A 25,617-nucleotide genomic window follows, 5' to 3' on the forward strand; every position below is an offset into this window, starting at 1 on the left:
ACCTAAATATATATACAGCCTGGTGGGGATTTATAAGTCTCCCCAAAGTCGCAGACCTTCATGCTTTATTGGTTTTGCAAACGATGTGCCGCATGCAGGGTTGGACCGACGAATTCATTCAGCTTGAAGCTACCTTCAATGGCCTGTGTAATGAATTTCTTGGCCTGATCCACTGCTTCACGTACAGTCAGTCCTTGTGCCAAACCAGCCGTTACCGCTGCCGAAGTGGTGCAGCCTGCACCGTGGGTAAAGTTTGTTTTTACAACATCGGCTTCAAACCAGTCAAAAGTGATTCCGTCATATAGCAGATCCATCGCTTTACCTGCACGAATTTTGCCACGGTCCTTGATCAGTACATGCTTAGCTCCACGCTCATGGATAATCGCAGCCGCTTCCTGCATCTGCTCCAGTGTCGTGATCGGTCCATTCTTCGCCAGTTGCGAAGCCTCGAACAAGTTCGGCGTTACCAGGTCAGCGCCAGGGATCAACAATTCCAGCATCGCTTCTGTATTTTCCGGCTGAAGCACTTCATCCGTGCCTTTGCAGACCATGACCGGGTCAATTACGATCCGCTTCAGATCATGCTTTTTCAAATGGCTGGCTACCAGCTCGATAATTTCAACGGAACCAAGCATGCCGGTTTTCATCGCATCAAAGCCGATACCTTCCAATACAGTACGCAGCTGCGCTTCTACCACATCCAACGCAACAGGATATACAAGATGGTCCCAGGTTTTAGGCCCCATCGCTACTACGGTTGTCAATACGGTCATACCATATACGCCAAGCTCCTGAAAGGTTTTCAGGTCTGCCTGAATACCCGCTCCACCGCTTGTGTCGGAGCCGGCTATCGTTAATGTTTTGGGAATCGTCATTTGTTCATGCTCTCCTTCACTTTCTGTGCTGCATTTATCCTAATCCCGCTTGCGAAACTTGTCAACGCGCAATACGATCCTCTCTATGCTAAAAGTCACAAGCGACGGCAGCAGCTAAAAAACGAGAACATCCCCTTTTGAAACGGGAATATCCTCGCAATAACGTGTTATATGAAGAATTTGAAGGAAATTTAGAATTATAAATATCCGCCGGTACTGTGATCATAGGCATGATTCTTTTCATTTGCACGTACGCCCAGGCATAGGCTCTGATACAATTGCTGCTGTTCCGGTGTAGCAAAATTCCGATGCTGCTCAAATAAAGCCATACAACCAATGATATGTTCGGTATAGCTATTATCAACAGACAATTGCAAGCAATGCAGTGTTTGTCCCACTCCCTCGGGGTAATCGCCTTTTCGGAAATAATATTCTGCAAACACCTTACAAAAGGATGCAAAACGAAATGCATTAAAGTGCTTGCGATAATGAGTGTCCCATCGTTCCGGTGCAAGCTCCCAGAAGTTCTTGAGTTGCTGACTAAACAGTCCCAGTTCGGCATCCACGAAATAACCGAACCGGTTCGCCGATTCGAGCAAGGTGTTCAAGCCTTCCAATGTCTCATCCGGATGCTCGCGCAGGTAAGTAATATATTCATAGATTGCAGAAGTGTTGCCCATTTTAATTTCAATACAAAGTCGGTTGCCCTGTGCATATACACGATGCAAGTTGACCACTTTCCAGCCTTCTTCGTCTAAACCCTCAAACCAGCTCAAATCTGCATAACCTTCAATCCATTGCTTGGATTCCTCATATCTACCCTGAAACTCATAGCAACTGGCCTTGAGCAGATGCCCCTGAGCATAGTAATAAACGAGCGGCTTAAGCAGCTCCAGGTGCTCATCTCCGAAACGGTTCCGATTGCGATACAATGCCTGCGCCAGCTCTCTTAGCTCGTCCGCATACATTTCCATCTCGGACCATTGCATTTTTAAAGCAAACACTTGAGATAGCATATGTAAGCCTTCCAATGCGTAAATTTCCGGTAGACGACTACGGTACAAATGGAATTGTACAGCAGCCTTCAAGTTCCGTTGGTTATCCTTAATCTGAATCTGGAATATACGGAAATAGCTGATCGCCAATCGTTCAGAGTGGGTATACTTCTCACTTTCGATGACACAATCATACAGAAGCATGGCGGCTTCATGTCTGCCATCCTCAAACATCGCTTCTGCGGTCTCAAAAATGGCAGGAACGTTCGATAAATCGTCCATCAAATAGGCAAGTACACTGCGTATACACTCCAGCTTGTTCAACTCTGAACAACGCAGGAGAAACGGACGCAACCTCCTCCAGTGCGGCAAGGAATGAATAAAACATTCATCAACATACATCTCGAACAAAGATCCTTCTTCCAATCCCATGGCCTCGGTAATCAGATCAAGCTGATTGACTGAGATCGGCCGTGGTGGGTTCCGATTAAGTATACCGCTAAGTGTACCCGGATTTACCTTGGAAGCATCTGCAAAAGACTGCATTGAAATGCCTTCAGTTTGAATATACTTTTCTATTTCTGCGCGGATCGTGGTGTTTTTTTCCAAAGGGACACCCCCTCAAACGAATGATGGTGACTTTTTCATTACCTTTTAAACCAAAATTTGTTTAATCAAAGTATATGTCTATTTATACGAGAGGTCAATAACTTTAAACACGACTCAGGACATATAAAATCACGAGTTTTGTACGATTTTAAATCTGTTTTATGAAAAAAGACCGTCCTCTGCGGGACAGTCTATTTCTATTATTTTGATGCTGTGGACTTATAGGACAAAAACTAGTTAGCAGTTCTACCGTGAACGTCCGAAATCGACGGCAAACTTAGCGTACCCTTCTACCGTTAGCCCTTCATAAAGCAACTCCGAATAGGCATTAGCGGCATCCGTTGCTTGCGGTGAGGTCAGGAACGTCACATGCGGACGCCCTGACCATGGGGCGAGGGACCAATGGCCGTCAGCTTTTGGCGTCAACGTCTCCATATGCCGCACGTATTCGGTCAGCACATGACGATTCTCATCCGGTGAAGCAAGTATAATTCGCTCTCCACCCGGATTGACCAGCGCAGAGGAAAACGCGCGATAGTTATTCGTAACAACCAGATAATTTTGCTGCATATCCATCGGTTCGCCATCAAAAGACATCTGAATGATTCTGTGTGCATCTGGGTCCTTTAGGCCCCCGTCAGCATCATATCTGGCTGGCTGTGTTACATCAATCTGATACCTGATGCCGTCGATGATATCGAAATTAAAGCTTGGAAAATCAGAATTAATCAGCTCTTGCTCTTGTTCTACTGAAGGATCAATTTGCCGGAATTGTCCAGCGGACCACTCCAGCCATTCCCGAATTTCCGTTCCGGTCAGTCGAACGACATGCAGCGTATTCGGAAAATTGTACAGATCAGCGATATGCTTGATCGCCAACGTTCCCACCGGAATATGGGTATAGTACAATGGGCCATATCTGCCGCCTGTTTTAAAAGGAGCTGCTGCCGACAGAACGGGCACTCCTTCGTACTCGCTCCCTTGCATCTGCTGCTTCACATACCACATTTGCGCATCATTCACGAGCTGAACCGAAGCATCATCCATCACCTGAGCAAAAAAGCTGTTCACCGCCACCGTCGTCTGACCTACAGGTGCACGAATATACTCTAGTGTTCCGGCGTGCTCTTCTGCTACCGCCTGCTGAATGGCAGTATCCGGTTGTACCAGCGCCTCCTTGCGTATCGGATCATACACTGGGCGTACCTCGGCAGCAGATGCAACCACCTGCCACTTTCCTCCACTAAAGGTCAACTCCAGATCGATGATCCCCAGATGATCCCCCCAAAAGCCCGGCTCCACGGCTGGAATATCATGGATGGCACCTCGCTCTAGATCAACACCTGTTTTTCCCATAAACGAAGATCCTGGAAATACTTTATGGGCATGACCAAACACAATGGCGTCAATCCCTCCCACCCTGCTCAAATGCAGCACCGCATTTTCCATATCAAGTGTTTCGGGAATATCTTCGAAGCCAGCATGGGGCATGGCAATGATCAGATCGGCTCCCGCTGCCTTCATTTCTGGAATAAACCGTCTTGCTGTTTCCAGCATATCTTTGACAATGATTTTCCCCTCCAGCCACGCCTTGTCCCATTGCATAATTTGCGGAGGGACAAAGCCGATGACCCCTACCTTCAACAGATGCTTACCACCTGCTTCATCCTCTACCGTCTTATCCAGTAATAGATAAGGTGTAAAGTAGTTTTGTTCTTGTTCTCCCGTTATATAAATGTTGGCATTTACATAAGGAAATTGGGCTCCTTGAAGGCAAGTCTGCAAGTATTCCAGTCCATAATTAAATTCATGATTCCCGATATTACCTGCCTCATATCCAAGCAGATTCATGGCTTTATAGGCGGGATGTACCGCGCTCGGGTCCAGTCGGAGTCGCTGTACAGCATAATCTCCCATTGGATTCCCCTGAATCACATCTCCGTTATCCAGCAGCAGGTGATTGGGTGCCTCCGCCCGGGCTATTTGAATCAAGCTGGCTGTTTGCGCCAGACCGTAATGCAGCGTTTCCTGATCCGTATAATAATCGTAATTCCACAAGCTGACATGCAAATCGGTTGTAACCATAATACGGAATTTCACTCTCACAGGACTTACATTTTCATGGCCTGCCTTTTCGTTAATATCCAAAACATTCAATCTTGTTCTCTCCCTCAGCTTCGGTCATAGAGCTTGAGCAAGTCTAACAGAGCACTGTTAAGAGAATGTTAATATGATAAATTTTACATCATTTTTACCAAAGTCAGGAGTGGTTTTTACCCTAGCAGCGGGACTAGCTGTTAAGATTTGGTTTGTCACAGCATTTACAGGTTTTTTAATTTTATTTTCGTTATTACTATGTTTAGGGGGAAATTATTTTGTTCAAAAAAGCACTGACCTTGTGCATGACCTTCACACTGGCAGCGGGTCTAGCCGCTTGTGGCTCCAATGCAAGCAATAACAACAGCGCGTCCACTCCGGGTACAGATGGCTCTAAAAACGAAAGCACAGCCTATGTTCCTAAAGAGTTAAAGGTACAGTTCGTTCCTTCTCAAAATGCAGATACGCTCGAAGCCAAAGCCAAACCGCTCGAAAATCTACTGGGTGACAAGCTTGGAATCCCGGTGAAAGTAACCGTATCTCCTGACTACAATACGATTGTGGAAGCCATGTCTTCCAAACAGGTAGATGTAGGATTCCTTCCGCCGAATGCTTATGTACTGGCCCACGATAACCGTAAAGCAGCCGACTTGCTGTTGCAAGCTCAACGCTACGGCATTGAAGATGCCACAGGCAAGGACACGACTGAAAAAGTGAACTTTTATAAAGCCATGATCGTGGTGAAAAAGGATTCTCCGATTCAAAGCCTAGCTGATCTGAAAGGCAAGAAGGTTGGCTGGCAAAATGTAACCTCCTCCGCAGGCTACGTATACCCTGCAGCAGAGCTGAAAAAAGCTGGCGTGGACCCGGACACGGATGTACAGGGTGTGACAATCAAAGGCCATGATGCTGCTATTCTGGCGTTGCTGAACGGTCAGGTTGATGCGGTAGCTGTTTTCCAGGATGCACGTAACACGGTGAAGAAGGAAATCCCAGATGTATTTGAAAAAACTCGCGTCATTCATTACACAGCTAAAATTCCAAATGACACCGTCAGCGTACGTTCTGATATGGATCAAGCGTGGAGAGACAAGATCAGCCAAGCCTTTATTGACATTGCCAAAGACCCAGCAGGCGGCGAAATCATTAAAGAGATTTACACCCATGTAGGTTATGAAAAGGGCGACGATAAAAACTTCGACTCCGTGCGTGAATACGCCGAAGCTGTTGGTCAAGCGGTTAAGTAACCGGAGCAAGCAAGGTACTGTAATGAAGTAACAGCTACGAAACAGGCTTTACGAATGACAGGGCAGCACCGTCCATGTATTCATGGCGGTGTTGTTTTCATTCCACCCCATCGGGGGAGAAAGTTGGGAGCATATGATCGAATTCCGTAACGTATCGAAAACATACCCGAACGGCACCAAAGGGTTGAACCATATTAATTTGACGATTCAGGAGGGAGAAATGGTCGTCATCGTCGGCTTATCCGGTGCAGGTAAGTCTACCCTGCTGCGTTCCATTAACCGACTGCATGACATTACGTCCGGCGATATTGTCGTGGGTGGCAGGTCCGTCACGTCTGCTGGAAGCAGCGAGCTGCGGCGCATTCGCCGTGACATCGGCATGATCTTTCAAAGTTTCAATCTGGTTAAGCGTTCGACGGTGCTCCGCAATGTACTTTCCGGCCGTGTCGGCTATCATTCGACGCTGCGAACCATTCTCGGCCTCTTCCCGAAGGAGGATATCGAACTGGCACTAACAGCGCTGGAGCGCGTGAACATCCGCGAAAAAGCCTACAGCCGGGCAGATGAACTGTCCGGTGGCCAACAGCAGCGCGTATCCATCGCCCGCGCTCTGGCGCAAGAGGCTAAAATCATTCTGGCGGACGAGCCTGTCGCGTCGCTGGATCCGCTGACCACCCGCCAGGTGATGGATGACCTCCAGCGGATCAACCGTGAAATGCAGATTACGACCATCGTCAATCTGCATTTCATTGATCTCGCGCGCGAATATGCAACGCGGATCATCGGATTGCGCGCCGGAGAAGTGGTCTTTGACGGCACACCGAAGGAGGCTACGGATGAGGCCTTTGCGGAGATCTACGGCCGGGCCATCAAGCATGATGAGCTGCTGGGAGTGGGATCATGAAGCCCGACTCTACTGCCCAGCCGCTCTCTTCGACGCAACCGTCACCGCATGCTGGACCGCCGCAGCCAAGTAAGCCGCCCGCAGGGCCACCTTTGCCAGGACGCTATAAGCGTTACGCCACCTGGATGATCTTTATCGTAGTGCTGGTAGCCTGCTCCATTCATACGGATGCCACGCCTTACCAATTGATCGTTGGCTTACCGGAGATGGGCAAATTGCTGGAGGAAATGTTTCCTCCTGATTGGAGTTACTTGCCTACCATCTGGAAACCGATGCTGGAAACGATCCAGATCGCTATTGTCGGCACGACACTGGGAGCCATATTGGCGATCCCTGTCGCGTTGCTGTGTGCCTATAATGTAATGCCGCGCAAGCTGATTTCGCTGCCGATGCGCACGATCCTGAATCTAGTACGGACGATTCCCGATTTGCTGTTCGCCTCGATCTTTGTGGCGGTATTCGGCATCGGGCCGTTTGCAGGGATGCTCGCCCTGCTCTTCTTCTCCTTTGGCATTATAGCCAAGCTGACCTTTGAGGCGATTGAAGCCATTGATCCCGGACCACTGGAGGCCATGACTGCTGTTGGCGCGAGCCGCATCCAAGTCATCGCCTTTGGTGTGGTTCCGCAGGCTCTGCCTTATTTTGTGTCGTACTTGCTGTATACCTTTGAGGTCAATGTGCGCGCGGCTTCCGTTCTGGGCCTGGTTGGCGCTGGCGGTATCGGTCTGTTGCTTGACCGTTCTCTGGGGCTGTTCCGATATGATCGGGCAAGCATCATTATTCTACTGACCCTCGTCATCGTCCTTGCGATTGATTACGGCAGTAACCTGCTACGGAGGAAATTATTATGAATGATCCTACGCTTCGCAGACCTATTGGCTCCCGCCTGCGCCTATGGGCGATAGCTATTCTGCTAATCATCATTTATATTTGGGCTTTTCGCGGGATGCAGTTTGAAGGATTACAGGGAACGGCCAAAAGTGTCTCTGTCGCTATATTGGACGGCTTCCTTCATCCCGACTGGTCGTTCGTCTACATTCCTGAGGGAGAGGATTTACTGCGCGGGTTACTGGATACGCTGGTCATTTCAGTGCTCGGAACCTTCGTGTCCGCATTTGTCTGTCTTCCGTTCGCCTTTTGGGCGTCCAGCAATATGACCCGTCTGCGTCCCTTGTCAGGTAGCGGAAAATTTGTGCTTAGTGTCATCCGGGTATTTCCCGAAATGATCGTCGCCATCTTGTTTATCAAAGCCGTTGGACCCGGTTCATTTGCGGGTGTGCTTGCCCTCGGCATTCACTCCATAGGCATGCTGGCGAAGCTTTTCTCGGAAACGATCGAAAGTGTCGATCACGGGCCCCAGGAAGCTTTGATCGCGTGCGGTGCCAACCGTTGGCAGGTGATTTTCTTCGCCGTGCTACCGCAGGTGATTCCACAGTTTCTTTCGTATTCGCTTTATCGTTTTGAAATTAACATCCGTTCCGCTACCACGCTCGGTCTGGTCGGTGCAGGCGGTATCGGTACTCCACTACTATTTGCACTCCAAATGCGCAACTGGAACCGTGTAGGCGTTATCTTGCTCGGTATTGTAGTCCTGATCATTTTGACGGATCTGATTTCCGGCTGGCTGCGCAAACGGATCGTATAATTAGAATTCTAAACACCCAAAAAGCCTCTCCTGTGTAAAAAGGGACACGTTATGCTCCCATTCACTCGGAAGAGGCTTTTGCCGTTCAACATCTCTCTGCCAATTCATCTATGATCCGTCGGACTTCCTCTGCCGTATTGTAAAAATGCGGAGCCACACGGATAACATCCTTTCGTGCTGAAACGATCATATTTTGGCTTCTCAATCGCCTCTCTACAGCCGACACGTCGGCTACTTCAACAGCGAGCAGGCTTGGTAATGTGCCTCCCCTGTAAGGTACACGTATGTGTAACCCTTTGCGCCGTCCATGTTCAACGGAAAAATCCAACAACTCACTCATATAGGCCTGAATACTCGTGACTCCAATCTCCAGCAGCAGCTTTAAGGCCGCATTGGCGGCAAAAATGCTAATGAAAGAAGGCAATCCCGTCTCAAAGCGTCGGGCTCCCGCCGCCGGAACCGGGTGAGCAATATCAAACCGGGAAGCGGGCTCCTGCCCAAGCCAGCCCGTAAGACGGGGCTTGAAGCGGTCTATTCGATCCTTGCTTACATAAAGAAAAGCCACGCCCGGAATTCCAAGCATATATTTGCGTGCTCCAGCGACCAGAATATCTACGCCCATTGCCTTTACATCCACTGGAATAATCCCTACAGACTGATAGGCATCCACAAACAGCAACGCCTGATTTCGGTGAGCTATATCTGCAATGGATTTTAAATCCTGCTGAAATCCGTTGGTATAGTTCACTTGTGACACCATAACGAGCGCAGTTTTCTCCGTAACATGCTCCTCATACTGTTCTATTATCACTTCTCCCTCGATGGAGGGGATACAACAGATGTGATCACGGAACATCTCCTGTGCCTGCCAGATGTGTCCCACTGTCGGGAAGTCGGTGTCCGCATACACAATGCCTTCTTTTCCCGATACATAAGGAAGGGCTGTGGCCACCCCGGCAATCGCCTCAGAGGCTGAGGACAGGACCGCAATTTCGTCAGTCTCCGCCCCGATGAGCTTGGCAAAATGCCCTCTAGCCTCCTCCAAACGTGCCATAGACAGATCACCGTTATGACCGTGTTGCAGCAAACTTCGATGATATTCCTCAATGGCAGCGGAAACCGGCCTCGATACGGCCCCTTGGGAACAGCTCCCTACATGGATATGTGAGGACAGCACTGGAAACAGCTGACGGTAGGACTGAAACGGATGTTTCATTTTTCCCTTCGCTCCTCCTGGGCACACCAACGTGCCTTGATATGATCATTTTATTATCCATATCAGCCACCTTAGAACAAGGGCCTCTCTTCCCATCTTCTCGCCGTTAACAGACGATAGACGCAAAGAGAGGCCCTAAGGGATCATATACAAAATCATAAGTTAATGCACGCGTTTGCGTCCAAACCAGCTTTTAAGCACCAAGGTTGCCAGAGCAAGTAATAATAATAACGAGGCCACCGCAAAAGATGCCGAGAACTGATATTCGTTATACAAAATTTCCACATGCAGCGGCAGTGTGTTCGTCTCTCCCCGGATATGTCCAGAGACGACGGACACTGCACCAAACTCACCCATGGCTCGCGCATTACACAAAATGATGCCATACAGCAGACCCCACTTGATGTTCGGCAGCGTCACTTTCCAGAAAATGCGCCAACCGCGCGCGCCCAGCGTGACCGCCGCTTCTTCCTCTTGCTGTCCCTGATCTTCCATCATTGGAATGAGTTCTCGCGCCACAAATGGAAAGGTGATGAACAGCGTCGCTAAAATAATACCAGGCAAAGCAAATATAATTTTAATATCATGCTCGTCCAGCCACGGTCCAAGCCAGCCCTGTGCACCAAACACTAATACATACATCAGCCCTCCAACGACAGGAGAGATGGCAAAGGGTAAATCAATCAAGGTGACCAGTAAGCCTTTGCCGCGAAATTGAAATTTCGTGATCAGCCAAGCGGCAGCTACACCAAATACCGTATTCAGCGGTACCGTTATCGCTGCCACCAGCAGCGTCAACCGCAATGCAGACATGGCATCTGGGTCCCGTAACGCTTCGACGTAGACGCCCCATCCTTGCTTGAGCGCTTCGGTAAGCACGACGATTAGCGGCAATACCAGTACCCAGAGCAAAGCTAAAAAAGCAGCACCAATCAGCGTCCACTTCACCCAAGGGGCTTCGGTTGTGACCCTGTTGGGCGGTGCAGATGAAGGCACTGGTGCAGAAGCAAGCTCCTGCCCAGTTATTGCTTGTGACATGGTGTATCCCTCCTTAAAACGCGGGTATTATGCGCAGCCCTGCATATTAACGTTAAACAATTATATTAACAGTTGCGTTTAGGCAGTTACGTTAAACTGCACGGCGCCGTGACCAGCGCTGAATGCTGTTAATCACGAATAACAGCACGAATGAAATCACCAACAGCATCAATGCTACCGCCGTAGCTCCTGCATAGTCATTTTGCTCCAGCTTGGACATTATGAGCAGTGGAGCAATTTCCGTCTTCATCGGCATATTGCCAGAAATGAAGACGACAGAGCCGTACTCGCCAATGCCACGGGCAAAGGCGAGCGCAAAACCCGTCAGCAGCGGTGGTACCAGCTCCGGCACAATAACGCTGCAGAAGATACGCCATCTGCCAGCTCCCAGCGTAGCAGCGACCTCCTCCTCGTCCTTGTCCAGTTCCTCCAGCACCGGCTGAACTGTCCGTACGACAAACGGAATGCCAATAAACATCAATGCTAGCGTAATCCCCGTCTGTGAGTACGCCATCCTCCATCCAAGCGGTTCGAACAACGAACCGATCCAGCCGTTCTGCGCATATAGGGCAGTTAGAGCAACCCCCGCTACCGCAGTAGGCAAAGCAAAGGGCAGATCAATCACCGCATCAAAAATTCGTTTCCCCGGAAATTCATAACGCACCAGCACCCAGGCTATCAATAAACCGAGAAACAGGTCGATCAGCGCCGCAGCCGCGGCACACAAAAAGCTAACCTTGTAGGAAGCCAGCACCCTGACATCAGTCGCCACGTCCCAAAATTTCTCCCACGTCAGTCCAGTTGAATTCAGAAGCAGTGCCGATAAAGGCACCAGCACCACCAGACTGAGATACAGCACACTATAACCCATTGTTAACCCGAACCCGGGAAGTACGCGTTTTCGAGTGGCTTGCACTTGACTCATGTTCTGTCCATCCCTCTCTGAATTCATTCACTATGACACTCGCGGCTACCAATCCAATCGTCTACACAGTCCACCTATTTTATGAACTGCCGGGTACATAAATCTGGTCAAAAATGCCTTTGTCGCTGAAATGCTTCTGCTGCGTCTCCTTCCATGTCCCGAATACATCCTTCAAGGTTACGAGCTCCAATTTAGGAAATTGATCCTTGAACTTTGCCGTCACACTCTCCAATGTTGGGCGATAATAATTTTCAGCAGCAATGGTCTGCCCTTCTTCACTGTACAAATATTTCAGGTACGCGTCCGCTACCTCGCGTGTACCTTTTTTATCTACCACCTTATCGACTATTGCTACCGGAGGTTCAGCTAATATACTGATCGATGGATATACGATATCGAATTTATCCGCACCCAGCTCCTTCACCGAGAGCAGTGCTTCATTTTCCCATGCAATCAGCACATCGCCAATTCCACGCTCTACGAAAGTCGTTGTCGCTCCACGTGCTCCGCTATCCAATACCGGCACATGCTTATACAGCTCCTGTACAAACTGCTGGGCCTTGGCTTCATCATTATTGTTCTTCTTGAGCGCATAAGCCCAGGCTGCAAGATAGTTCCAACGTGCTCCACCCGAAGTTTTAGGATTCGGTGTAATGACTTGCACATCGCCACGGATTAAATCGTCCCAGTCCTTAATCCCTTTCGGGTTCCCTTTGCGTACCAATAACACGATGGTTGAAGTGTACGGGGCGCTGTTATGCTCATATTTACTTTGCCATCCCTCTTGAACGAGTCCTTTTTCCTGTAGCGCATCAATATCATAGCCCAGAGCCAGAGTGACCACGTCCGCATCCAGCCCGTCCTGCACAGAACGACTTTGCTTGCCAGATCCTCCGTGAGATTGCTTAATCGTAACCTTCTGTCCTTTCTCCTTCTCCCAATGGGCGGCAAATGCTTTATTATATGCCTCATACAGCTCACGGGTCGGATCATAAGAAACATTGAGCAACTCCACGGCAGCAGAGCTACCATCTACCTCCGTCCCTCCCTTGCTTGCCCCGCAAGCGCTTAGCATCATCGTTAAAACCAAAGATAGTCCGAGAATAAGTCCACTTTTCCATTGCCTCTTCATCAAGACACCCCGAATTCTATGTAATTTGTATTCATTTACGCCTGTTATTTACAGACATAATTAAAAAAAGAGCGGAGAATTCCCTGATGCAGCCCTGTTAGGTCAAACCTGTCGTGTGGACAGTGTCTGCCTGCTGTTCCTAGAGGTTCTCCGCCAAAATGGCGAGATCAAACTTTAATTCTTTAATTCCTACCTGTTTAATGAGTTATACGGATATAATACGAGAGTTTAGGAGTGATGTCAAACCTTTTTTTGGTATGCATTATCTGTACTTTTCTTTCTTTAAGGGGGGCAGTCAGAAACATTGTATATGTTTCCGACCGTTTAGAGGTCATTTACACACGGGGTACGACTTAGTTGGCAACCGTTTCAAGATTAATCGAAAAGACTCCAAAAAGCTTCGGATTGTCCGTAGCCCTTCTCAACCACAGTTCACCTGATCCCACCATGACTCCCTGATAATTAACAAACAAATCATCTGTCTTTTGATTCACAAGCGCCTCGCGAATCGCGTCCGTAAAAATCTGATCATACTTGGCAATAAAATCTTTCTTATTCGGAATCGTTAACGACTTTTCACTATCATTAACACGCAGAGGGTACAAAATATAATCGGCCACTTTCTCCTTGTCATTGTCGGCAACTGCCTTCTGCAGCGCTTTGAACGTGTTCAAAAACGCTTTAGGATCTTGAATACCTGCTACCTCAAATGGATTTTGCGATGGATTGGAGGCTGCCGGAGAAGAAGAAGTATCCGATGAAGCAGCTGGAGCCGAAGGAGCTAACTTTTGTGCATCAGTATCGCTGTTTTCTGCACTCTCGCTCTCTTTCGCTGCTTTGTCATTTTGGGCTGAACCGCTACGATTACCACCGGCTCCATTCTCGATCACGCTTGTACTGCTTCCAGTATCAATGGTTTCAGCATTCTTATCCTGACCACAGCCAGTAAGTGCCACAAAAGTAAGTGTAAGTAAAATAGCTGTGAGTGACAGCCTCCGTGACATCTTTTGATTACCGAATTCATGGTTTATGGGCACAACGGGTCATCCTTTCTGCTTTCTGCTCTGACCTATTCTGTTCATTAAGTCTTCAACCGTTCTATTGTAACATAAGTAGACTAATGACCGCATGTCGTGCCCTTTCTGGAAGGAGCTTACAGTGTGATATAGGCGAAGGTTTTAACGCTTCCTTGCGATCCATCGTCCGTACTTACTTTCAAAATCAGCTCTTTTAAGGAGTCATTTGCTGCTTCATCCTGCCCTTCTGGCTTTACAAACAGCAGATCATGGCGTTCTCCTGGCTGCAACGTTCGACTGGAAAATCCGCTCGTTGTACCTTGCAAGTCCGATCCATTCGAACTGTTGAGCTTGTATTGTATGGGCTGCTTTCCAACATTCTTGATGCTGATGTACAGCTTGCGCCCCTCTTCAAATTTAAAGTTCGTTCCGCCTTGTCCTTCAAAATGCATTCTTTGATCATGTACGATACGCTTCGCTGCGCTCCCATTCTCACTCTGTGCACTTAACGGAGCAGCCGAGTGCGCCTGACTCACCGATGATGTACTATGCATGGTAGTCGATATATTGGCAAGAGTGACATAACCCACGATTGCTCCGGCAACCCCAACCCAAACCCATTTCTCCACCATTTGATTTCCTCCTTCGTAAAAAAAGCCGGACTCATATCTATTATGAGTCCGGCTGTCATTTTTTTCAAACTTGATCAAAGGCACCCAAACGCAAGCGCTCCATCATATATTTCGTATTCCGTAATCATAGCTTATACGTTCAACGTGTTATGGGACTTTTTCTTATCCAATACAATATACGTCACAAATATAATTAGATAAGCCGCAATCAGCAAAGTGGAGAACAAATACATTGTTTTATAAGAGGTTAATCCAGCAACCATCCCCAGAACCAAAGAGCCTCCTCCAATGCCCAAATCGAAGAAATTATAAAAGGAGCCTACAGCGTCCTCTCGCTCATCTTCTCCGACCACACTGATTGCCCAAGCCTGCAAAGCTGGGAAAATAGCTCCAAAGCTCAAACCATACATCACAGCAGCAATCAAAAATTGTAACTCGGTCCGCGATGAGGCCACCATAACGATGGCGGCGATAAGCACAATCCCTGCAGGAATCAGGATATAAGCTGGGCCTTTGGTATCGAAAATTCTACCTGACACCAGTCGGACGAGGAAGCTTGCCATAGCCACAGTAAAGAAGAACCATGCTGCATTGGTAAAGCCCTGCTCCTTGGCAAATAAAGCCACGAAAGACATCACTCCACCTGCCACCACGCCAACCAGCAACGCAAGACAGGATTGCAGCAGCACTCTTTTTTCAAATAATTTAAAAGGAACCTTCTTTTTGCCCTGCACTGTATCCGCCGACATAGGTTTCGGAGCACGGCGACGAACCAATACGCTCATCACGAGCGACAACAGTAGAATTATAGCTCCCGTGGAAAACAGTCCGTTAAAACCTGATGCGTGAAGCATCCATATACCAATCAGTGGCCCCACTGAAATCGCTACGGTTTCACCTACGCCAAAGTAGCCCATTCCTTCCCCCATACGATGAGGCGGCAAATCATCTGAGGCTGAGGTAGCATACAACGTGCTCGCAATGCCGAATCCAAAGCCATGTACCAGCCGAAATACTAACAGCAGTACCAAACTACTGGAAAGCATGTAGCTTCCCGTTGCCAGCATACAAATCACAACTCCGATAATCAGAACATACTTCTTGTCCAAGAGCTGGATCAGCGTACCTGAAAATGGACGAATCAATATAGCAGAACACATAAACACGCCAGTCACCAATCCAATCTGGGATGGGCTGCCGCCAAGACTTTCCACAAACAGCGGCAGCGTAGGCATAAGCATTTCGAATGCCATGAACAATAAAGCGTTGGATATCATCAAAAAAATAAAGTTTCTGGACCAAAAGCTTTCTTTCACAGACACTGTTCTCTTCCCCCAATACAATCATGTTTACTTCAACTGCTCAGTTGTTCAGGCCCGAATCAAGCCATGCCAGTAAATATCCCAAGAGCTTTCCAGACGCAGATCAAAACCGTCGGTGCCGTTGTACACCAGTTCTACCAGCATGCCTTCAATCAAATTCATATAGGCTGTCGCGGCAGATTGAGCTGGAACACGAAGTTTAACCGATGTTTCAGTTGCCAGTCGCCCGTGTACCAAGCTGGTTTTATGCTGTACGTAGCGTGTGACCAAAGCCTGAACCTGGCTTTCCAGTGCAGATGGAATCAGAAAGCCGATATACAGAATCAGACGCAAATTCATAGCACTCTCATAGCGTTCCTTAAATTCAACGATTAGTCCGCGCAGGACAACTTCAAGTGATTGTTCGGATTGATCTTGAAAATAACGATCCAGTTCCAAAATCTCTTGATCCACCGCATCCTTAAATATGTCTAAAAACAAATCATCTTTGCTTTTAAAATGAGCATAAATGGACTGCTTTTTAATCCCTACCTCATCAGCTATCAGTTGCAGAGAGGACGCATCGTATCCCTTTTTCGCAAATTGCTGCAAGCTAACTGTTTTAATTTTCTGTAGTGTCATGCTTTTCCTCCAATACCTTACGAACGGTCGTCAGTTTATGGGTTCAGTATATTACCCTCACTTGAAATTGACAACCCCATTTTTAAATTCTGCCGTTCAATTGTCTGAGAACGAGGACAACAGAAAAGCCGGAAGCACCCTAAACTTAGGGCCTCCGGCTTCATATGCATGCTACTAATACGACTTTATGAATAGGGCTTATCGCTTACTCTGTCACTGTTCCGTAGATTAGCACTGGCGCTTCCGCATGATCCGCAATACGGATGTTCGCGTAGATTTTCTCCAGCACTTGGGCTACATCTTCACGGTTCGCATGGATGGTAACCAGTGAATCGCCTTTTTGAACAGCATCCCCGACCTTTTTGTTCAACATCAAGCCGACAGCCAGATCAATCTCGGATTCTTTGGTCGCACGTCCTGCTCCAAGCAACATCGCTGCGGTACCGATTTCGTCAGCCACGATTTCAGCTACCACACCGTCCTGCTTCGCAGGCACCTCAATAAGATACTGTGCTTGCGGCAAGCGTTCAGGATGATCCACTACAGAAGCGTCACCGCCCTGATTCGCAATAAACTCTTTGAATTTTTCCAGTGCTTTGCCATTACGAATGACTTCTTTGAGCTTCTCTTCGGCGTTATCGAGGGAATCTGCCTTCCCTGCCAAAAATACCATCTGACTGCCCAAAGCCATGCACAGTTCTTCCAGATCTTTGGGTCCTTCGCCGCGCAGCGTATCAATTGCTTCTTTCACTTCCAGTGAGTTCCCGATAGCCAGACCCAGCGGCTGACTCATATCGGAAATGACTGCCATCGTTTTGCGACCCACATTGTTACCGATGCTCACCATGGCATGTGCCAGTGCTTTGGCATCATCTACAGTTTTCATAAATGCGCCTGCACCTGTTTTTACATCGAGCACGATAGCATCGGAGCCAGCAGCGATTTTCTTACTCATAATCGAGCTGGCAATCAGCGGGATCGAGTTGACCGTCGCCGTAACGTCACGCAAGGCATACAATTTTTTATCCGCAGGTGTCAGGTTACCGCTTTGTCCGATGACCGCAATTTTGCTGCGATTCACCAAATCCACAAATTCGTCCTTGCTGATTTCGACGTGGAAGCCTGCAATAGCTTCCAGTTTGTCGATCGTTCCTCCGGTATGTCCGAGGCCGCGTCCTGACATTTTGGCTACCGGAATGTCCAAGGCCGCTACGAGCGGAGCCAGTACCAGCGTTGTTGTATCACCCACGCCGCCAGTAGAATGCTTATCGACCTTTACACCTTCAATCGCGGACAGATCAATGGTATCACCCGAATGAACCATCGCCATCGTCAGATCAGCGCGTTCGCGTTCAGTCATATCTTTGAAGAAAATGGACATCGCCAATGCACTGACTTGATAATCGGGAATTTCACCCTGAGTGTAGCCTTGGATAATAAAATTAATTTCCTCCGTACTCAGTTCTTTTCCGTCACGTTTTTTCTCAATCAAGTCTACCATTCTCATATGTCATTTCTCCTCACTGTGCGTATGATCGTTTACAGAGATACTGCTGTATCCAGTGCAACTTCCATCATTTCTTTAAAGGTCGTTTGCCGTTCTTCTGCGGTCGTTTCTTCCCCCGTCAACAAATGATCGCTTACCGTCAGAATCGTCAGTGCGTTTACGCCAAACTTGGCTGCGAGCGTGTATAAAGCTGAAGTTTCCATCTCTACACCCAGCACGCCGTATTCCATCAGCTTTTGTACCACTGATTTATCATCACGGTAGAAGCTGTCTGAGCTGAATACATTGCCGACATGCATGTTCAAGCCTTTGGCAACACCACGATCATAAGCGCCCTTCAATAGATCGAAGCTGGCAATCGGCGAGTAGTCGTAGCCACCAAAAATATGGCGATTCATACCGGAATCCGTACAGGATGCTTGTGCCAAAATGACGTCACGAACGTGTACATGCTCCTTCATTCCGCCGCATGTACCCACGCGGAACAGGTTTTTCACACCGTATTCGCTAATCAGTTCGTTGACATAAATACTGATAGACGGCAGCCCCATCCCGGTTCCCTGTACAGATAGGCGTTTGCCTTGGTACGTACCCGTGAATCCGAGCATTCCGCGCACCTCGTTGTAGCAGGTCACGTCCTCCAGATATGTTTCAGCAATAAATTTTGCCCGTAGCGGGTCTCCTGGCAGCAAAATCGTTTCTGCAATCTCTCCAGGTTTGGCTCCAATGTGTACACTCATGTTTTTATTCCTCCGTCCCATTTGTCCGTGCTTGTATCGTTATTTATACCGTTACATTAATCTTTGTAATCTTGCTTGTACTCTTGCGGGCCCTGGATTACTGAAGCTCTGCCAAAAAGCTCGTTCCGTGTTCAGGCAGTTTTACACCAAAGTTATCCGCTACGGTCGCTCCAATATCAGCAAAGGTTTTACGAACCGCAAGTTCCTTGTCCCCCGCTGTAAAACGCGGGGAATATACCAGCAAAGGTACATATTCGCGGGTGTGATCCGTTCCCCGATATGTCGGATCATTCCCATGGTCTGCAGTAATGATCAGCAGATCGTCATCGGTCATTTTAGCAAAAACCTCTGGCAAACGCGCATCGTAATCGTCCAAAGCTTGACCATATCCCTGTGGATCACGACGGTGACCGTACACAGCGTCAAAGTCCACCAAATTCAGAAAGCTTAATCCGGTGAAATCTTCGTCGAGCGTGGCCACCAGCTTATCCATGCCGTCCATATTGGACACCGTACGCACCGCCTTCGTTACACCCTCGCCGTCATAAATGTCAGAGATTTTACCCAAGGCGATCACATCCAGGCCTGCATCCTTCAGCTCGTTCATTGTAGTGCGACCAAATGGTTTGAGCGCGTAATCATGTCGATTAGAGGTACGAGAGAAATTCCCTGCCTCACCTACGAACGGACGGGCAATAATGCGACCCAGCATGTACGGATCTTCCAGCGTGATTTTACGGCAGAACTCGCAAATCTCATAGAGCTCCTTCAAAGGTACAACTTCCTCGTGCGCCGCAATTTGCAGTACAGAGTCCGCCGAGGTATAGATGATGAGCGCTCCAGTTTTCACGTGTTCTTCGCCCAGCTCATCAATGATTTCCGTTCCGCTGGCAGGCTTATTGCCAATCACTTTGCGGCCTGTGTGCTCCTCAATGCGCTGAATCAACTCATCCGGGAACCCATCAGGAAATACACGGAAAGGAACTGCAATATTCAAGCCCATAATTTCCCAATGACCCGTCATCGTATCCTTGCCATTGGAGGCTTCCTGCATCTTAGTGTAATACGCGAGCGGCTTGTCGGCCGCTGGCACCCCTTCTATGGAACGAATGTTGGACAGACCGAGCTTACCCATATTCGGCATGTTCAGACCGCCGCGTTCGCGCGCAATATGACCGAGTGTATCTACATCGTAATCATCAAACTGGGCAGCATCCGGCGCTTCGCCGATACCAACCGAGTCCATAACCACCAAGTGAATCCGTTTGAATTTAGACATTATAAAAATCCTTTCCTGACTCGCTGTTTTTTTTACAAAAACAACCCTGCAATCGTTGCCGACAGCACGCTAACCAGCGTTGCCCCGTACAACAGCTTCAGACCAAAGCGGGCCACCACATTTCCCTGTTTTTCATGCAGACCCTTCACAGCCCCGGAAATGATACCGATGGATGAGAAGTTAGCAAAGGATACGAGGAATACCGATACGATCCCGATTGTACGCTCCGACAAGCCTGTTTGCTTGGTCAGATCCAGCATGGCCACAAATTCGTTGGATACGAGTTTAGTAGCCATAATGCTGCCCGCCTGAACGGCTTCGTTCCACGGAATACCCATGACAAAAGCGAAAGGCGCAAACACATAGCCAAGCAACGCCTGAAAGCTGATTCCAAACAACCAGGAGAAAATCCCGTTAACCATGGCAATCAGCGCCACAAAACCGATCAGCATCGCAGCTACCGTAATCGCAACCTTGAAACCGTCCATAATATACTCCCCGAGCATTTCGAAGAAGGACTGCTTCTCTTCCTCCTGAACCTCCAGTAAATCGTCTTGCTTCTCAATCTTGTACGGATTAATAATAGAAGCGATAATGAAGCCGCCGAACAGGTTCAATACCAAAGCTGTGACCACATATTTGGGGTTTAACATTTGCATGTAAGCTCCCACAATCGACATGGACACCGTAGACATCGCAGACGCACACAGCGTATACAACCGATGTTTTGGCAGCAGACCAATTTGCTTCTTAACGGAAATAAACACCTCGGATTGACCCAAGATAGCCGAAGCTACAGCGTTGTAGGATTCCAGTTTACCCATTCCGTTTACTTTGCTCAAGACAAGCCCGATATATTTAATAATAAAAGGCAACACTTTTACATATTGCAAAATACCAATCAGCGCGGATATGAACACGATTGGCAGCAGTACACCGATAAAGAACGGTGCTGCTCCTTCATTCGCAATTCCTCCAAAAACGAAGTTAATCCCTTCAGTGGCATATGCCAAAAGACTATTAAAACCTTCTGCAAAGCCTTTGACCAAAAATTCGCCAATACCTGTGTGGAGCAATACAAAAGCTAGCGCCGCCTGCAACACAACCATAACCACCAGCGGACGATACCTGATTTTACGTTTGTCACTACTGGCAACGTAAGTAAGTGCAAAAACAACGAGCAGTCCCACCAGAGCGATTACATATTTCATTTAATTTCCCCCTTATTACATTAAGCGCTTACATTCCCCATAAAAAGAACGCGCCCCAAAGAGGCATTCTTTTTTTTATTTCCCCAGATCCGCAGGTCGAAAGGCACCCGGCAGTAATTGATCCACCGTCCACTCTTCCGTGTTGCCATGAAGGTTTGTCAGATAAATTTTGGTATCTTGATGAGCAAATTCGGAAATGACCTGACGACAGGCCCCACATGGAGACACAGGCCCTTCCGTATCAGCTACAACCGCAATCGAATCAATTTTCCGGCAGCCTTCGGATACCATTTTAAAAATCGCTGTCCGCTCTGCACAATTGCATAAGCCGTAGGAGGCATTTTCCACATTACATCCGTGATAAATCGTGCCATCGCTTCCGAGAACCGCAGCACCCACCTGAAAATTCGAATACGGAACATACGCCTGTTTACGCGCCTCAAGCGCTTTCTGAATCAATTGATCCTTCATTGCGAATCCCTCCATGACTTTAAAATAAACTTAGTAGGAAGATGTAGACTGCTCGCCCTCGATGATTTTCACACCGGAACTTGCACCGATCCGGCTTGCGCCAGCTTCTACTAATTTTTGCACGTCTTCCAGACTGCGTACACCGCCTGAAGCCTTGACACCAATCTCAGGTCCTACCGTTTTGCGCATCAAAGCCACATCTTCCGCAGTAGCTCCACCTGTTGAGAAGCCTGTCGAGGTTTTCACAAAATTCGCCCCCGCTTTGACGGACAGCTCACATGCCAGTACCTTCTCTTCGTCAGTCAGCAGGCAGGTCTCGATAATCACTTTTACCAGTGTACCAGCAGCTGCTTCCACGACCGCACGGATGTCCTGCTCGACGAGCTGTACATCACGTTCCTTCAAAGCGCCTATGTTAATAACCATATCAATTTCAGTCGCTCCGTTAGCAATAGCATCTTTCGTTTCAAATGCTTTCGTTGCGGACGTGCTCGCTCCCAGCGGGAAACCGATAACTGTACAAATGGCTACGCCTGTGCCTGCGAGCTGTTCTGCTGCATAAGCTACCCACGCCGGGTTCACACATACAGAAGCAAACTGATATTTTTTTGCCTCGGCAGTCAATTTCGTAATTTCATCCTTCGTCGCATCTGCACGCAACAATGTATGGTCGATTAATGCTGCAATGTTCATATCTAAAAGCTCCTTCATTAGATAAATAGTTGAAGACAAAAGTCCTTTATTTCTCTGTGATGAGATCATCATAGCACGGCTTTGAACATATGTAAAACACATTTTGAAATTATGTTCACGCTTGTACATAAGGCGTTCACCTACCATTCATATTACCCTGTAGGCACACGCCATAACCGTGTAATTTGCTGGATGGAGGCGACTTGCTCTATTGTAAAAGTGCTTGTGCCGTAAACTGATCCGTCACCAAGATATTCGCATACTTGCCACGCAGCGATGCCCGAATGGCCTCCACTTTGCGCTGGCCTCCAGCGACGAGAATGGACTTCTCCTTCTTTCGCAAATCAGGCAAATCAATCCCAACGGTACGGCTGTTAATTTCCTGACTGCATATGTTGCCCTCAGCGTCAAAAAAGCGTGAGCAAATATCGCCCTTGCCAACTCTTTGCAGTAGCTTCTGCTCTTCCCCGTTAAAATAACCCAATCGGAACAGCAACGCATCCTCCTTGACCGTCCCCACCGTAAACACCGCGATGTTCGCCTGCTTGCCAAGTTCGATGATACGCTGGATATGCCGATCCTCCTCGACCATTTTCTTAACGGCGTGACTGTCGAAAATTACAGGCAGCGGCAAATACCTTGCTATGGTATGAAAGGCTTCTGCGAACAAATTCACGGTTTCCACAGCATATGTGTTGACATGTGAATGGCTCACGCCTCCCTTGAGCTGAACCACCTCAACTCCCTTGACCTGCTTTTGTTGGAGATGAAGCGCCACGGCATGCATGGTTGTTCCCCATGTCACTCCAATAATATCAGCATCCTGTACCGTTTCATGCAAATAATCGGCTGCTTTTTTGCTAATATGCTTCTTGATCTCCTGATATTCATTTAACGGCGAATAACAGACTAACACAGTATCCAGTCCGTATTTCTTCTTCACCTGCTCTCCGAGCGCGTCCATATCCTCCATCGGGTCCACAATACTAATCCGCACGTATCCTTGTTCCTTGGCAGCCTGAAGTAACCGCGATACCGTAGGACGCGAAACCCCGAGTCTGACCGCGATATCTTGCTGGCTGTAGTCGTTTAGATAGTATAATCTGGCTGCTTCGATACTTAATCGCTGCTTTTCATGATCCACTCTACCTCAACCCGCTTATCTTAAAATGTAGTGCCATCGGACACAGCTTTAGTCCCAAACATTATATATGAAGGGAAACTTGAAGCCACGCCTTGGCCGTATGGTTGTTATTTTGGAAGATTTAACTGCTCGTTTGTGATATTCTGTGAGTAACTACAACCATTTTACCGCATCCTCAACTTTATCGTTCCATCTGTCAAAACGCAATAGTTAACCCATTTTACCGCTCAATCACAACCTGTGATGGCTCATCTGAATAGATAAGGAGAATTGTTATGTCTGAATTTATTGTGTGCAGTCTAGCGGACAAAAAGTTCGCTTTAAACTTTGTGGAAGTAGAAGAAGTCATGAATGCTAAGAAGGGAACTCCGCTTCCCTTTTCCGAAGCATGGCATGAAGGAATGGTGACTATTCGCGGCAATGTATTTACGATCCTTAATTTACGCAAAAAACTGCTTCTTCCTGCATCCAGCGATTCCTCCGAGGACAAAATGATTTTGCTCAGCCGTGCGAAGATTGCTCTGCTTGTCGATCAGGTGGAGGACACGGCTTCTGCCGAGGACAGTCAGCTACAAAGCAATGAGGAAGAGTGGCAGCGCGAGTTGTTCCCTACCGTGATGGAGCATCAGGGTACCCTCATTCCGGTGATCGATATGGACGCTTTTCTCGCATCCACCAAGACGAACTAAAACGCAAAATACTCCCGAACCTTGAGGCGGCTTGCACTCATCGTTCGGGAGTATTTTCAGTTATTGGAGTCCCTGCCCCTCTTTCATGTGAACCAGCGTGTTCAGCTGCTCCAGCAACGTATTCCCGCCAGTTAGCGAAATCGTGCCAATCTTCTCGCAGATTTTTTCCATGAATTCTAGCTCTTTGAGACGATAGAGAGTGGCGTTCTCGTCCATCAGCTTGGCCGTATTGAGCAGACTACGAGTGGATGCCGTCTCTTCACGTCGTGTGATGAGGTTGGCCTGTGCCTTCTTCTCTGCCAACAGCACCGTATTCAGAATATCCTTGATATCCCCCGGCAAAATAATATCCTTCACCCCTGCTGACGTAAAAGTCACTCCATATTCGTCGCTCTGCTCATTCAGTCGAGTCAAAACATATACCGCAATCTCCTGCTTCATTTTCAGCAAATCATCCAGCTTCATCGTGCCAACGTATTCGCGTAACAACAGTTGAAGCATAATGTACATTTGCTCCTCGTATGCCCGGAATTCTAATGCCCGCAATGGGTCGATGATACGGTACTGACAGACGAAGTTGAGGCGCAGCGTAATTTTGTCCTCTGTCATGATTTCCTGTCCCATCAAGTCCATTTGCTGTTGTCGCATATCTATCGTTTTGATCTCTGTATTCACCGTGGACATCCAGAAATAATATTTACCCGGTTTCAGCTCACCCTGCAACACATTATCGTAATACAAAAATCCTAATTCATAGCTGCCCACCTGAAGCGCCTTCCAGAAGCCCGGTGTCTTGGACAAGAATGCTTGCCCCAATGCCTTATCAATTGCAGGCTGCCGAGTATCTGCACGAACAAAACGATGTTCCTTGAGCACGTTCCAATAAGCATATTTCCCAGCCGTCAGCAGCTCCACAAACCGATTATCCTCATAATGCAGCACATATTCATGGTCCTCTACATCAATGACATTCAATTGCTCAAGCAATAGGGGATCTGTCAAAAACAAACGAATATCATGGTCCGGTACAAAAAATGGTTCGGCTACATTCAAAATTTCAACCGCTTCCTGCTGAAATGTCTTCAATAGGTAAGTTCCTGGTTGCAACAATTTGTGGTAGCTTCCTTTTTTGAACAGCAATCCGCGCTCATCGGATTTAATTGTTATCTTCTTAAACATCGTATCACTCCTAGTATTTAGAATCCTCAACTTAAAAGAGTGTTTTTTTCTACGTGTGGCGCTCCGCGATCCATTTGATCTTCCAATCGCTGTTGCCCCTGAATTTTTGGATTTGATGAACCCCTTATAGGGTTAAACTTCAGGGGCAAAAGGCGAACGCTTCGCTTCTTCAGATTCAAATGGACCGCTCCGTAGCTGCCCGCCTTAAAATTAACACACTTTTAAAATGAGGATTTTTTATTTTTATTTGTTGTAGTAGGGTTAGGACCCTTGCAGAGCATCCCTCCGGTGTGAACGGCGGGGTCAAGCTTGAGGAAAAAGAAAGATACCGCCTGTTTTCGTGTTCTAGGGATGGGATTCATCAGCCCAACATCGACTGTGAATCCGTATCTCCGAAGCCTCGGGCCCTGTCGGCGCTTGCTCTCTCCGG

At 47.9% G+C, this 25,617-nt stretch carries 24 protein-coding genes; 5 read left to right on the plus strand and 19 right to left on the minus strand.

Annotated features, from left to right (window positions below; translation table 11 throughout):
• Positions 1-65: 65 nt before the first annotated feature.
• The 3 genes from thiD to MHH57_RS21515 all read right to left on the minus strand — a co-directional run bounded on the left by thiD (position 66) and on the right by MHH57_RS21515 (position 4,636).
• On the minus strand, positions 66-875 hold the full coding sequence (gene thiD, locus MHH57_RS21505) for a bifunctional hydroxymethylpyrimidine kinase/phosphomethylpyrimidine kinase (protein WP_029519291.1): 810 nt from the start codon (positions 873-875) through the stop codon (positions 66-68).
• Positions 876-1,072: 197 nt separating this feature from the next.
• Positions 1,073-2,479, minus strand: coding sequence for a hypothetical protein (locus tag MHH57_RS21510; RefSeq protein ID WP_029519293.1), 1,407 nt, complete (start codon positions 2,477-2,479; stop codon positions 1,073-1,075).
• A gap of 246 nt (positions 2,480-2,725) precedes the next feature.
• The gene (locus MHH57_RS21515; protein ID WP_342434505.1) at positions 2,726-4,636 is read right to left on the minus strand and encodes a bifunctional 2',3'-cyclic-nucleotide 2'-phosphodiesterase/3'-nucleotidase; all 1,911 of its coding nucleotides are present in this window, start codon (positions 4,634-4,636) and stop codon (positions 2,726-2,728) included.
• A 218-nt stretch (positions 4,637-4,854) separates the two neighbouring features.
• Between MHH57_RS21515 and MHH57_RS21520 the strand changes: the two genes are divergently transcribed.
• The 4 genes from MHH57_RS21520 (at position 4,855) to phnE (MHH57_RS21535) (ending at position 8,372) form a co-directional block, all read left to right on the plus strand.
• Positions 4,855-5,823 carry a phosphate/phosphite/phosphonate ABC transporter substrate-binding protein gene (locus MHH57_RS21520; protein WP_025722520.1) on the plus strand — a complete coding sequence of 323 codons (969 nt, stop codon included), beginning with the start codon at positions 4,855-4,857 and terminating at the stop codon, positions 5,821-5,823.
• 133 nt (positions 5,824-5,956) lie between these two features.
• On the plus strand, positions 5,957-6,727 hold the full coding sequence (gene phnC / locus MHH57_RS21525) for a phosphonate ABC transporter ATP-binding protein (protein ID WP_341071250.1): 771 nt from the start codon (positions 5,957-5,959) through the stop codon (positions 6,725-6,727).
• On the plus strand, positions 6,724-7,578 hold the full coding sequence (gene phnE / locus MHH57_RS21530) for a phosphonate ABC transporter, permease protein PhnE (RefSeq protein WP_029519297.1): 855 nt from the start codon (positions 6,724-6,726) through the stop codon (positions 7,576-7,578). The genes phnC and phnE (MHH57_RS21530) overlap by 4 nt, the downstream gene beginning before the upstream one ends.
• Positions 7,575-8,372 carry a phosphonate ABC transporter, permease protein PhnE gene (gene phnE, locus MHH57_RS21535; RefSeq protein ID WP_013312028.1) on the plus strand — a complete coding sequence of 266 codons (798 nt, stop codon included), beginning with the start codon at positions 7,575-7,577 and terminating at the stop codon, positions 8,370-8,372. The genes phnE (MHH57_RS21530) and phnE (MHH57_RS21535) overlap by 4 nt, the downstream gene beginning before the upstream one ends.
• Positions 8,373-8,457: 85 nt before the next feature.
• Here phnE (MHH57_RS21535) and MHH57_RS21540 read toward each other — a convergent pair whose 3' ends face one another.
• From MHH57_RS21540 to MHH57_RS21610, 15 genes are all read right to left on the minus strand, one after another.
• Positions 8,458-9,588 (minus strand): aminotransferase class V-fold PLP-dependent enzyme, encoded by a 1,131-nt coding sequence (locus tag MHH57_RS21540; RefSeq protein ID WP_340956916.1) that lies wholly within the window; start codon positions 9,586-9,588, stop codon positions 8,458-8,460.
• Positions 9,589-9,750: 162 nt separating this feature from the next.
• A complete protein-coding gene (gene cysW / locus MHH57_RS21545) occupies positions 9,751-10,626 on the minus strand; it encodes a sulfate ABC transporter permease subunit CysW (protein WP_069011947.1) in 876 nt (291 codons plus the stop codon).
• A 91-nt stretch (positions 10,627-10,717) separates the two neighbouring features.
• Complete coding sequence (gene cysT / locus MHH57_RS21550; RefSeq protein ID WP_103048302.1) at positions 10,718-11,551, minus strand: sulfate ABC transporter permease subunit CysT; 834 nt, start codon at positions 11,549-11,551, stop codon at positions 10,718-10,720.
• 79 nt (positions 11,552-11,630) lie between these two features.
• Positions 11,631-12,683, minus strand: a complete 1,053-nt coding sequence (locus MHH57_RS21555) for a sulfate ABC transporter substrate-binding protein (protein ID WP_069011943.1) — start codon at positions 12,681-12,683, stop codon at positions 11,631-11,633.
• Between the two features lie 353 nt (positions 12,684-13,036).
• The gene (locus tag MHH57_RS21560) at positions 13,037-13,720 is read right to left on the minus strand and encodes a hypothetical protein (protein WP_029519308.1); all 684 of its coding nucleotides are present in this window, start codon (positions 13,718-13,720) and stop codon (positions 13,037-13,039) included.
• A gap of 116 nt (positions 13,721-13,836) precedes the next feature.
• The gene (locus tag MHH57_RS21565; RefSeq protein ID WP_029519310.1) at positions 13,837-14,331 is read right to left on the minus strand and encodes a hypothetical protein; all 495 of its coding nucleotides are present in this window, start codon (positions 14,329-14,331) and stop codon (positions 13,837-13,839) included.
• Positions 14,332-14,462: 131 nt separating this feature from the next.
• On the minus strand, positions 14,463-15,653 hold the full coding sequence (locus MHH57_RS21570) for an MFS transporter (RefSeq protein WP_029519316.1): 1,191 nt from the start codon (positions 15,651-15,653) through the stop codon (positions 14,463-14,465).
• A gap of 48 nt (positions 15,654-15,701) precedes the next feature.
• A complete protein-coding gene (locus MHH57_RS21575; RefSeq protein ID WP_029519317.1) occupies positions 15,702-16,274 on the minus strand; it encodes a TetR/AcrR family transcriptional regulator in 573 nt (190 codons plus the stop codon).
• 205 nt (positions 16,275-16,479) lie between these two features.
• Positions 16,480-17,781: a pyrimidine-nucleoside phosphorylase gene (locus tag MHH57_RS21580; protein WP_029519318.1), complete on the minus strand. Its 1,302-nt coding sequence runs from the start codon at positions 17,779-17,781 to the stop codon at positions 16,480-16,482.
• 32 nt (positions 17,782-17,813) lie between these two features.
• Positions 17,814-18,521, minus strand: coding sequence for a purine-nucleoside phosphorylase (deoD, locus tag MHH57_RS21585; protein WP_013312036.1), 708 nt, complete (start codon positions 18,519-18,521; stop codon positions 17,814-17,816).
• Positions 18,522-18,618: 97 nt separating this feature from the next.
• Positions 18,619-19,800, minus strand: coding sequence for a phosphopentomutase (deoB, locus tag MHH57_RS21590; protein WP_069011939.1), 1,182 nt, complete (start codon positions 19,798-19,800; stop codon positions 18,619-18,621).
• A 32-nt stretch (positions 19,801-19,832) separates the two neighbouring features.
• Positions 19,833-21,011, minus strand: coding sequence for a NupC/NupG family nucleoside CNT transporter (locus tag MHH57_RS21595; protein ID WP_069011937.1), 1,179 nt, complete (start codon positions 21,009-21,011; stop codon positions 19,833-19,835).
• A 75-nt stretch (positions 21,012-21,086) separates the two neighbouring features.
• The gene (locus tag MHH57_RS21600; RefSeq protein ID WP_029519322.1) at positions 21,087-21,482 is read right to left on the minus strand and encodes a cytidine deaminase; all 396 of its coding nucleotides are present in this window, start codon (positions 21,480-21,482) and stop codon (positions 21,087-21,089) included.
• 30 nt (positions 21,483-21,512) lie between these two features.
• Complete coding sequence (gene deoC, locus MHH57_RS21605; protein ID WP_029519323.1) at positions 21,513-22,175, minus strand: deoxyribose-phosphate aldolase; 663 nt, start codon at positions 22,173-22,175, stop codon at positions 21,513-21,515.
• Positions 22,176-22,383: 208 nt separating this feature from the next.
• Positions 22,384-23,319 (minus strand): sugar-binding transcriptional regulator, encoded by a 936-nt coding sequence (locus tag MHH57_RS21610; protein WP_029519324.1) that lies wholly within the window; start codon positions 23,317-23,319, stop codon positions 22,384-22,386.
• 275 nt (positions 23,320-23,594) lie between these two features.
• On the opposite strand from MHH57_RS21610, the gene MHH57_RS21615 reads away from it, so the two are divergent.
• The gene (locus MHH57_RS21615) at positions 23,595-24,008 is read left to right on the plus strand and encodes a chemotaxis protein CheW (protein WP_029519325.1); all 414 of its coding nucleotides are present in this window, start codon (positions 23,595-23,597) and stop codon (positions 24,006-24,008) included.
• Between the two features lie 60 nt (positions 24,009-24,068).
• Here MHH57_RS21615 and MHH57_RS21620 read toward each other — a convergent pair whose 3' ends face one another.
• On the minus strand, positions 24,069-25,187 hold the full coding sequence (locus tag MHH57_RS21620) for a slipin family protein (RefSeq protein WP_029519326.1): 1,119 nt from the start codon (positions 25,185-25,187) through the stop codon (positions 24,069-24,071).
• Between the last annotated feature and the right edge of the window lie 430 nt (positions 25,188-25,617).

The sequence above is a fragment of the Paenibacillus sp. FSL H7-0442 genome (genome assembly GCF_038593105.1).
Classification (GTDB): domain Bacteria; phylum Bacillota; class Bacilli; order Paenibacillales; family Paenibacillaceae; genus Paenibacillus; species Paenibacillus polymyxa_D.

Coding starts and splice junctions, on each gene's coding strand:
- thiD (WP_029519291.1), bottom strand. CDS start 875: ATGACGATTCCCAAAACATTAACGATAGCCGGCTCCGACACAAGCGGT.
- phnC (WP_341071250.1), top strand. CDS start 5,957: ATGATCGAATTCCGTAACGTATCGAAAACATACCCGAACGGCACCAAA.
- phnE (WP_029519297.1), top strand. CDS start 6,724: ATGAAGCCCGACTCTACTGCCCAGCCGCTCTCTTCGACGCAACCGTCA.
- phnE (WP_013312028.1), top strand. CDS start 7,575: ATGAATGATCCTACGCTTCGCAGACCTATTGGCTCCCGCCTGCGCCTA.
- MHH57_RS21540 (WP_340956916.1), bottom strand. CDS start 9,588: ATGAAACATCCGTTTCAGTCCTACCGTCAGCTGTTTCCAGTGCTGTCC.
- cysW (WP_069011947.1), bottom strand. CDS start 10,626: ATGTCACAAGCAATAACTGGGCAGGAGCTTGCTTCTGCACCAGTGCCT.
- cysT (WP_103048302.1), bottom strand. CDS start 11,551: ATGAGTCAAGTGCAAGCCACTCGAAAACGCGTACTTCCCGGGTTCGGG.
- MHH57_RS21555 (WP_069011943.1), bottom strand. CDS start 12,683: ATGAAGAGGCAATGGAAAAGTGGACTTATTCTCGGACTATCTTTGGTT.
- MHH57_RS21565 (WP_029519310.1), bottom strand. CDS start 14,331: ATGGTGGAGAAATGGGTTTGGGTTGGGGTTGCCGGAGCAATCGTGGGT.
- MHH57_RS21575 (WP_029519317.1), bottom strand. CDS start 16,274: ATGACACTACAGAAAATTAAAACAGTTAGCTTGCAGCAATTTGCGAAA.
- MHH57_RS21580 (WP_029519318.1), bottom strand. CDS start 17,781: ATGAGAATGGTAGACTTGATTGAGAAAAAACGTGACGGAAAAGAACTG.
- deoD (WP_013312036.1), bottom strand. CDS start 18,521: ATGAGTGTACACATTGGAGCCAAACCTGGAGAGATTGCAGAAACGATT.
- deoB (WP_069011939.1), bottom strand. CDS start 19,800: ATGTCTAAATTCAAACGGATTCACTTGGTGGTTATGGACTCGGTTGGT.
- MHH57_RS21595 (WP_069011937.1), bottom strand. CDS start 21,011: ATGAAATATGTAATCGCTCTGGTGGGACTGCTCGTTGTTTTTGCACTT.
- MHH57_RS21600 (WP_029519322.1), bottom strand. CDS start 21,482: ATGAAGGATCAATTGATTCAGAAAGCGCTTGAGGCGCGTAAACAGGCG.
- deoC (WP_029519323.1), bottom strand. CDS start 22,175: ATGAACATTGCAGCATTAATCGACCATACATTGTTGCGTGCAGATGCG.
- MHH57_RS21615 (WP_029519325.1), top strand. CDS start 23,595: ATGTCTGAATTTATTGTGTGCAGTCTAGCGGACAAAAAGTTCGCTTTA.
- MHH57_RS21620 (WP_029519326.1), bottom strand. CDS start 25,187: ATGTTTAAGAAGATAACAATTAAATCCGATGAGCGCGGATTGCTGTTC.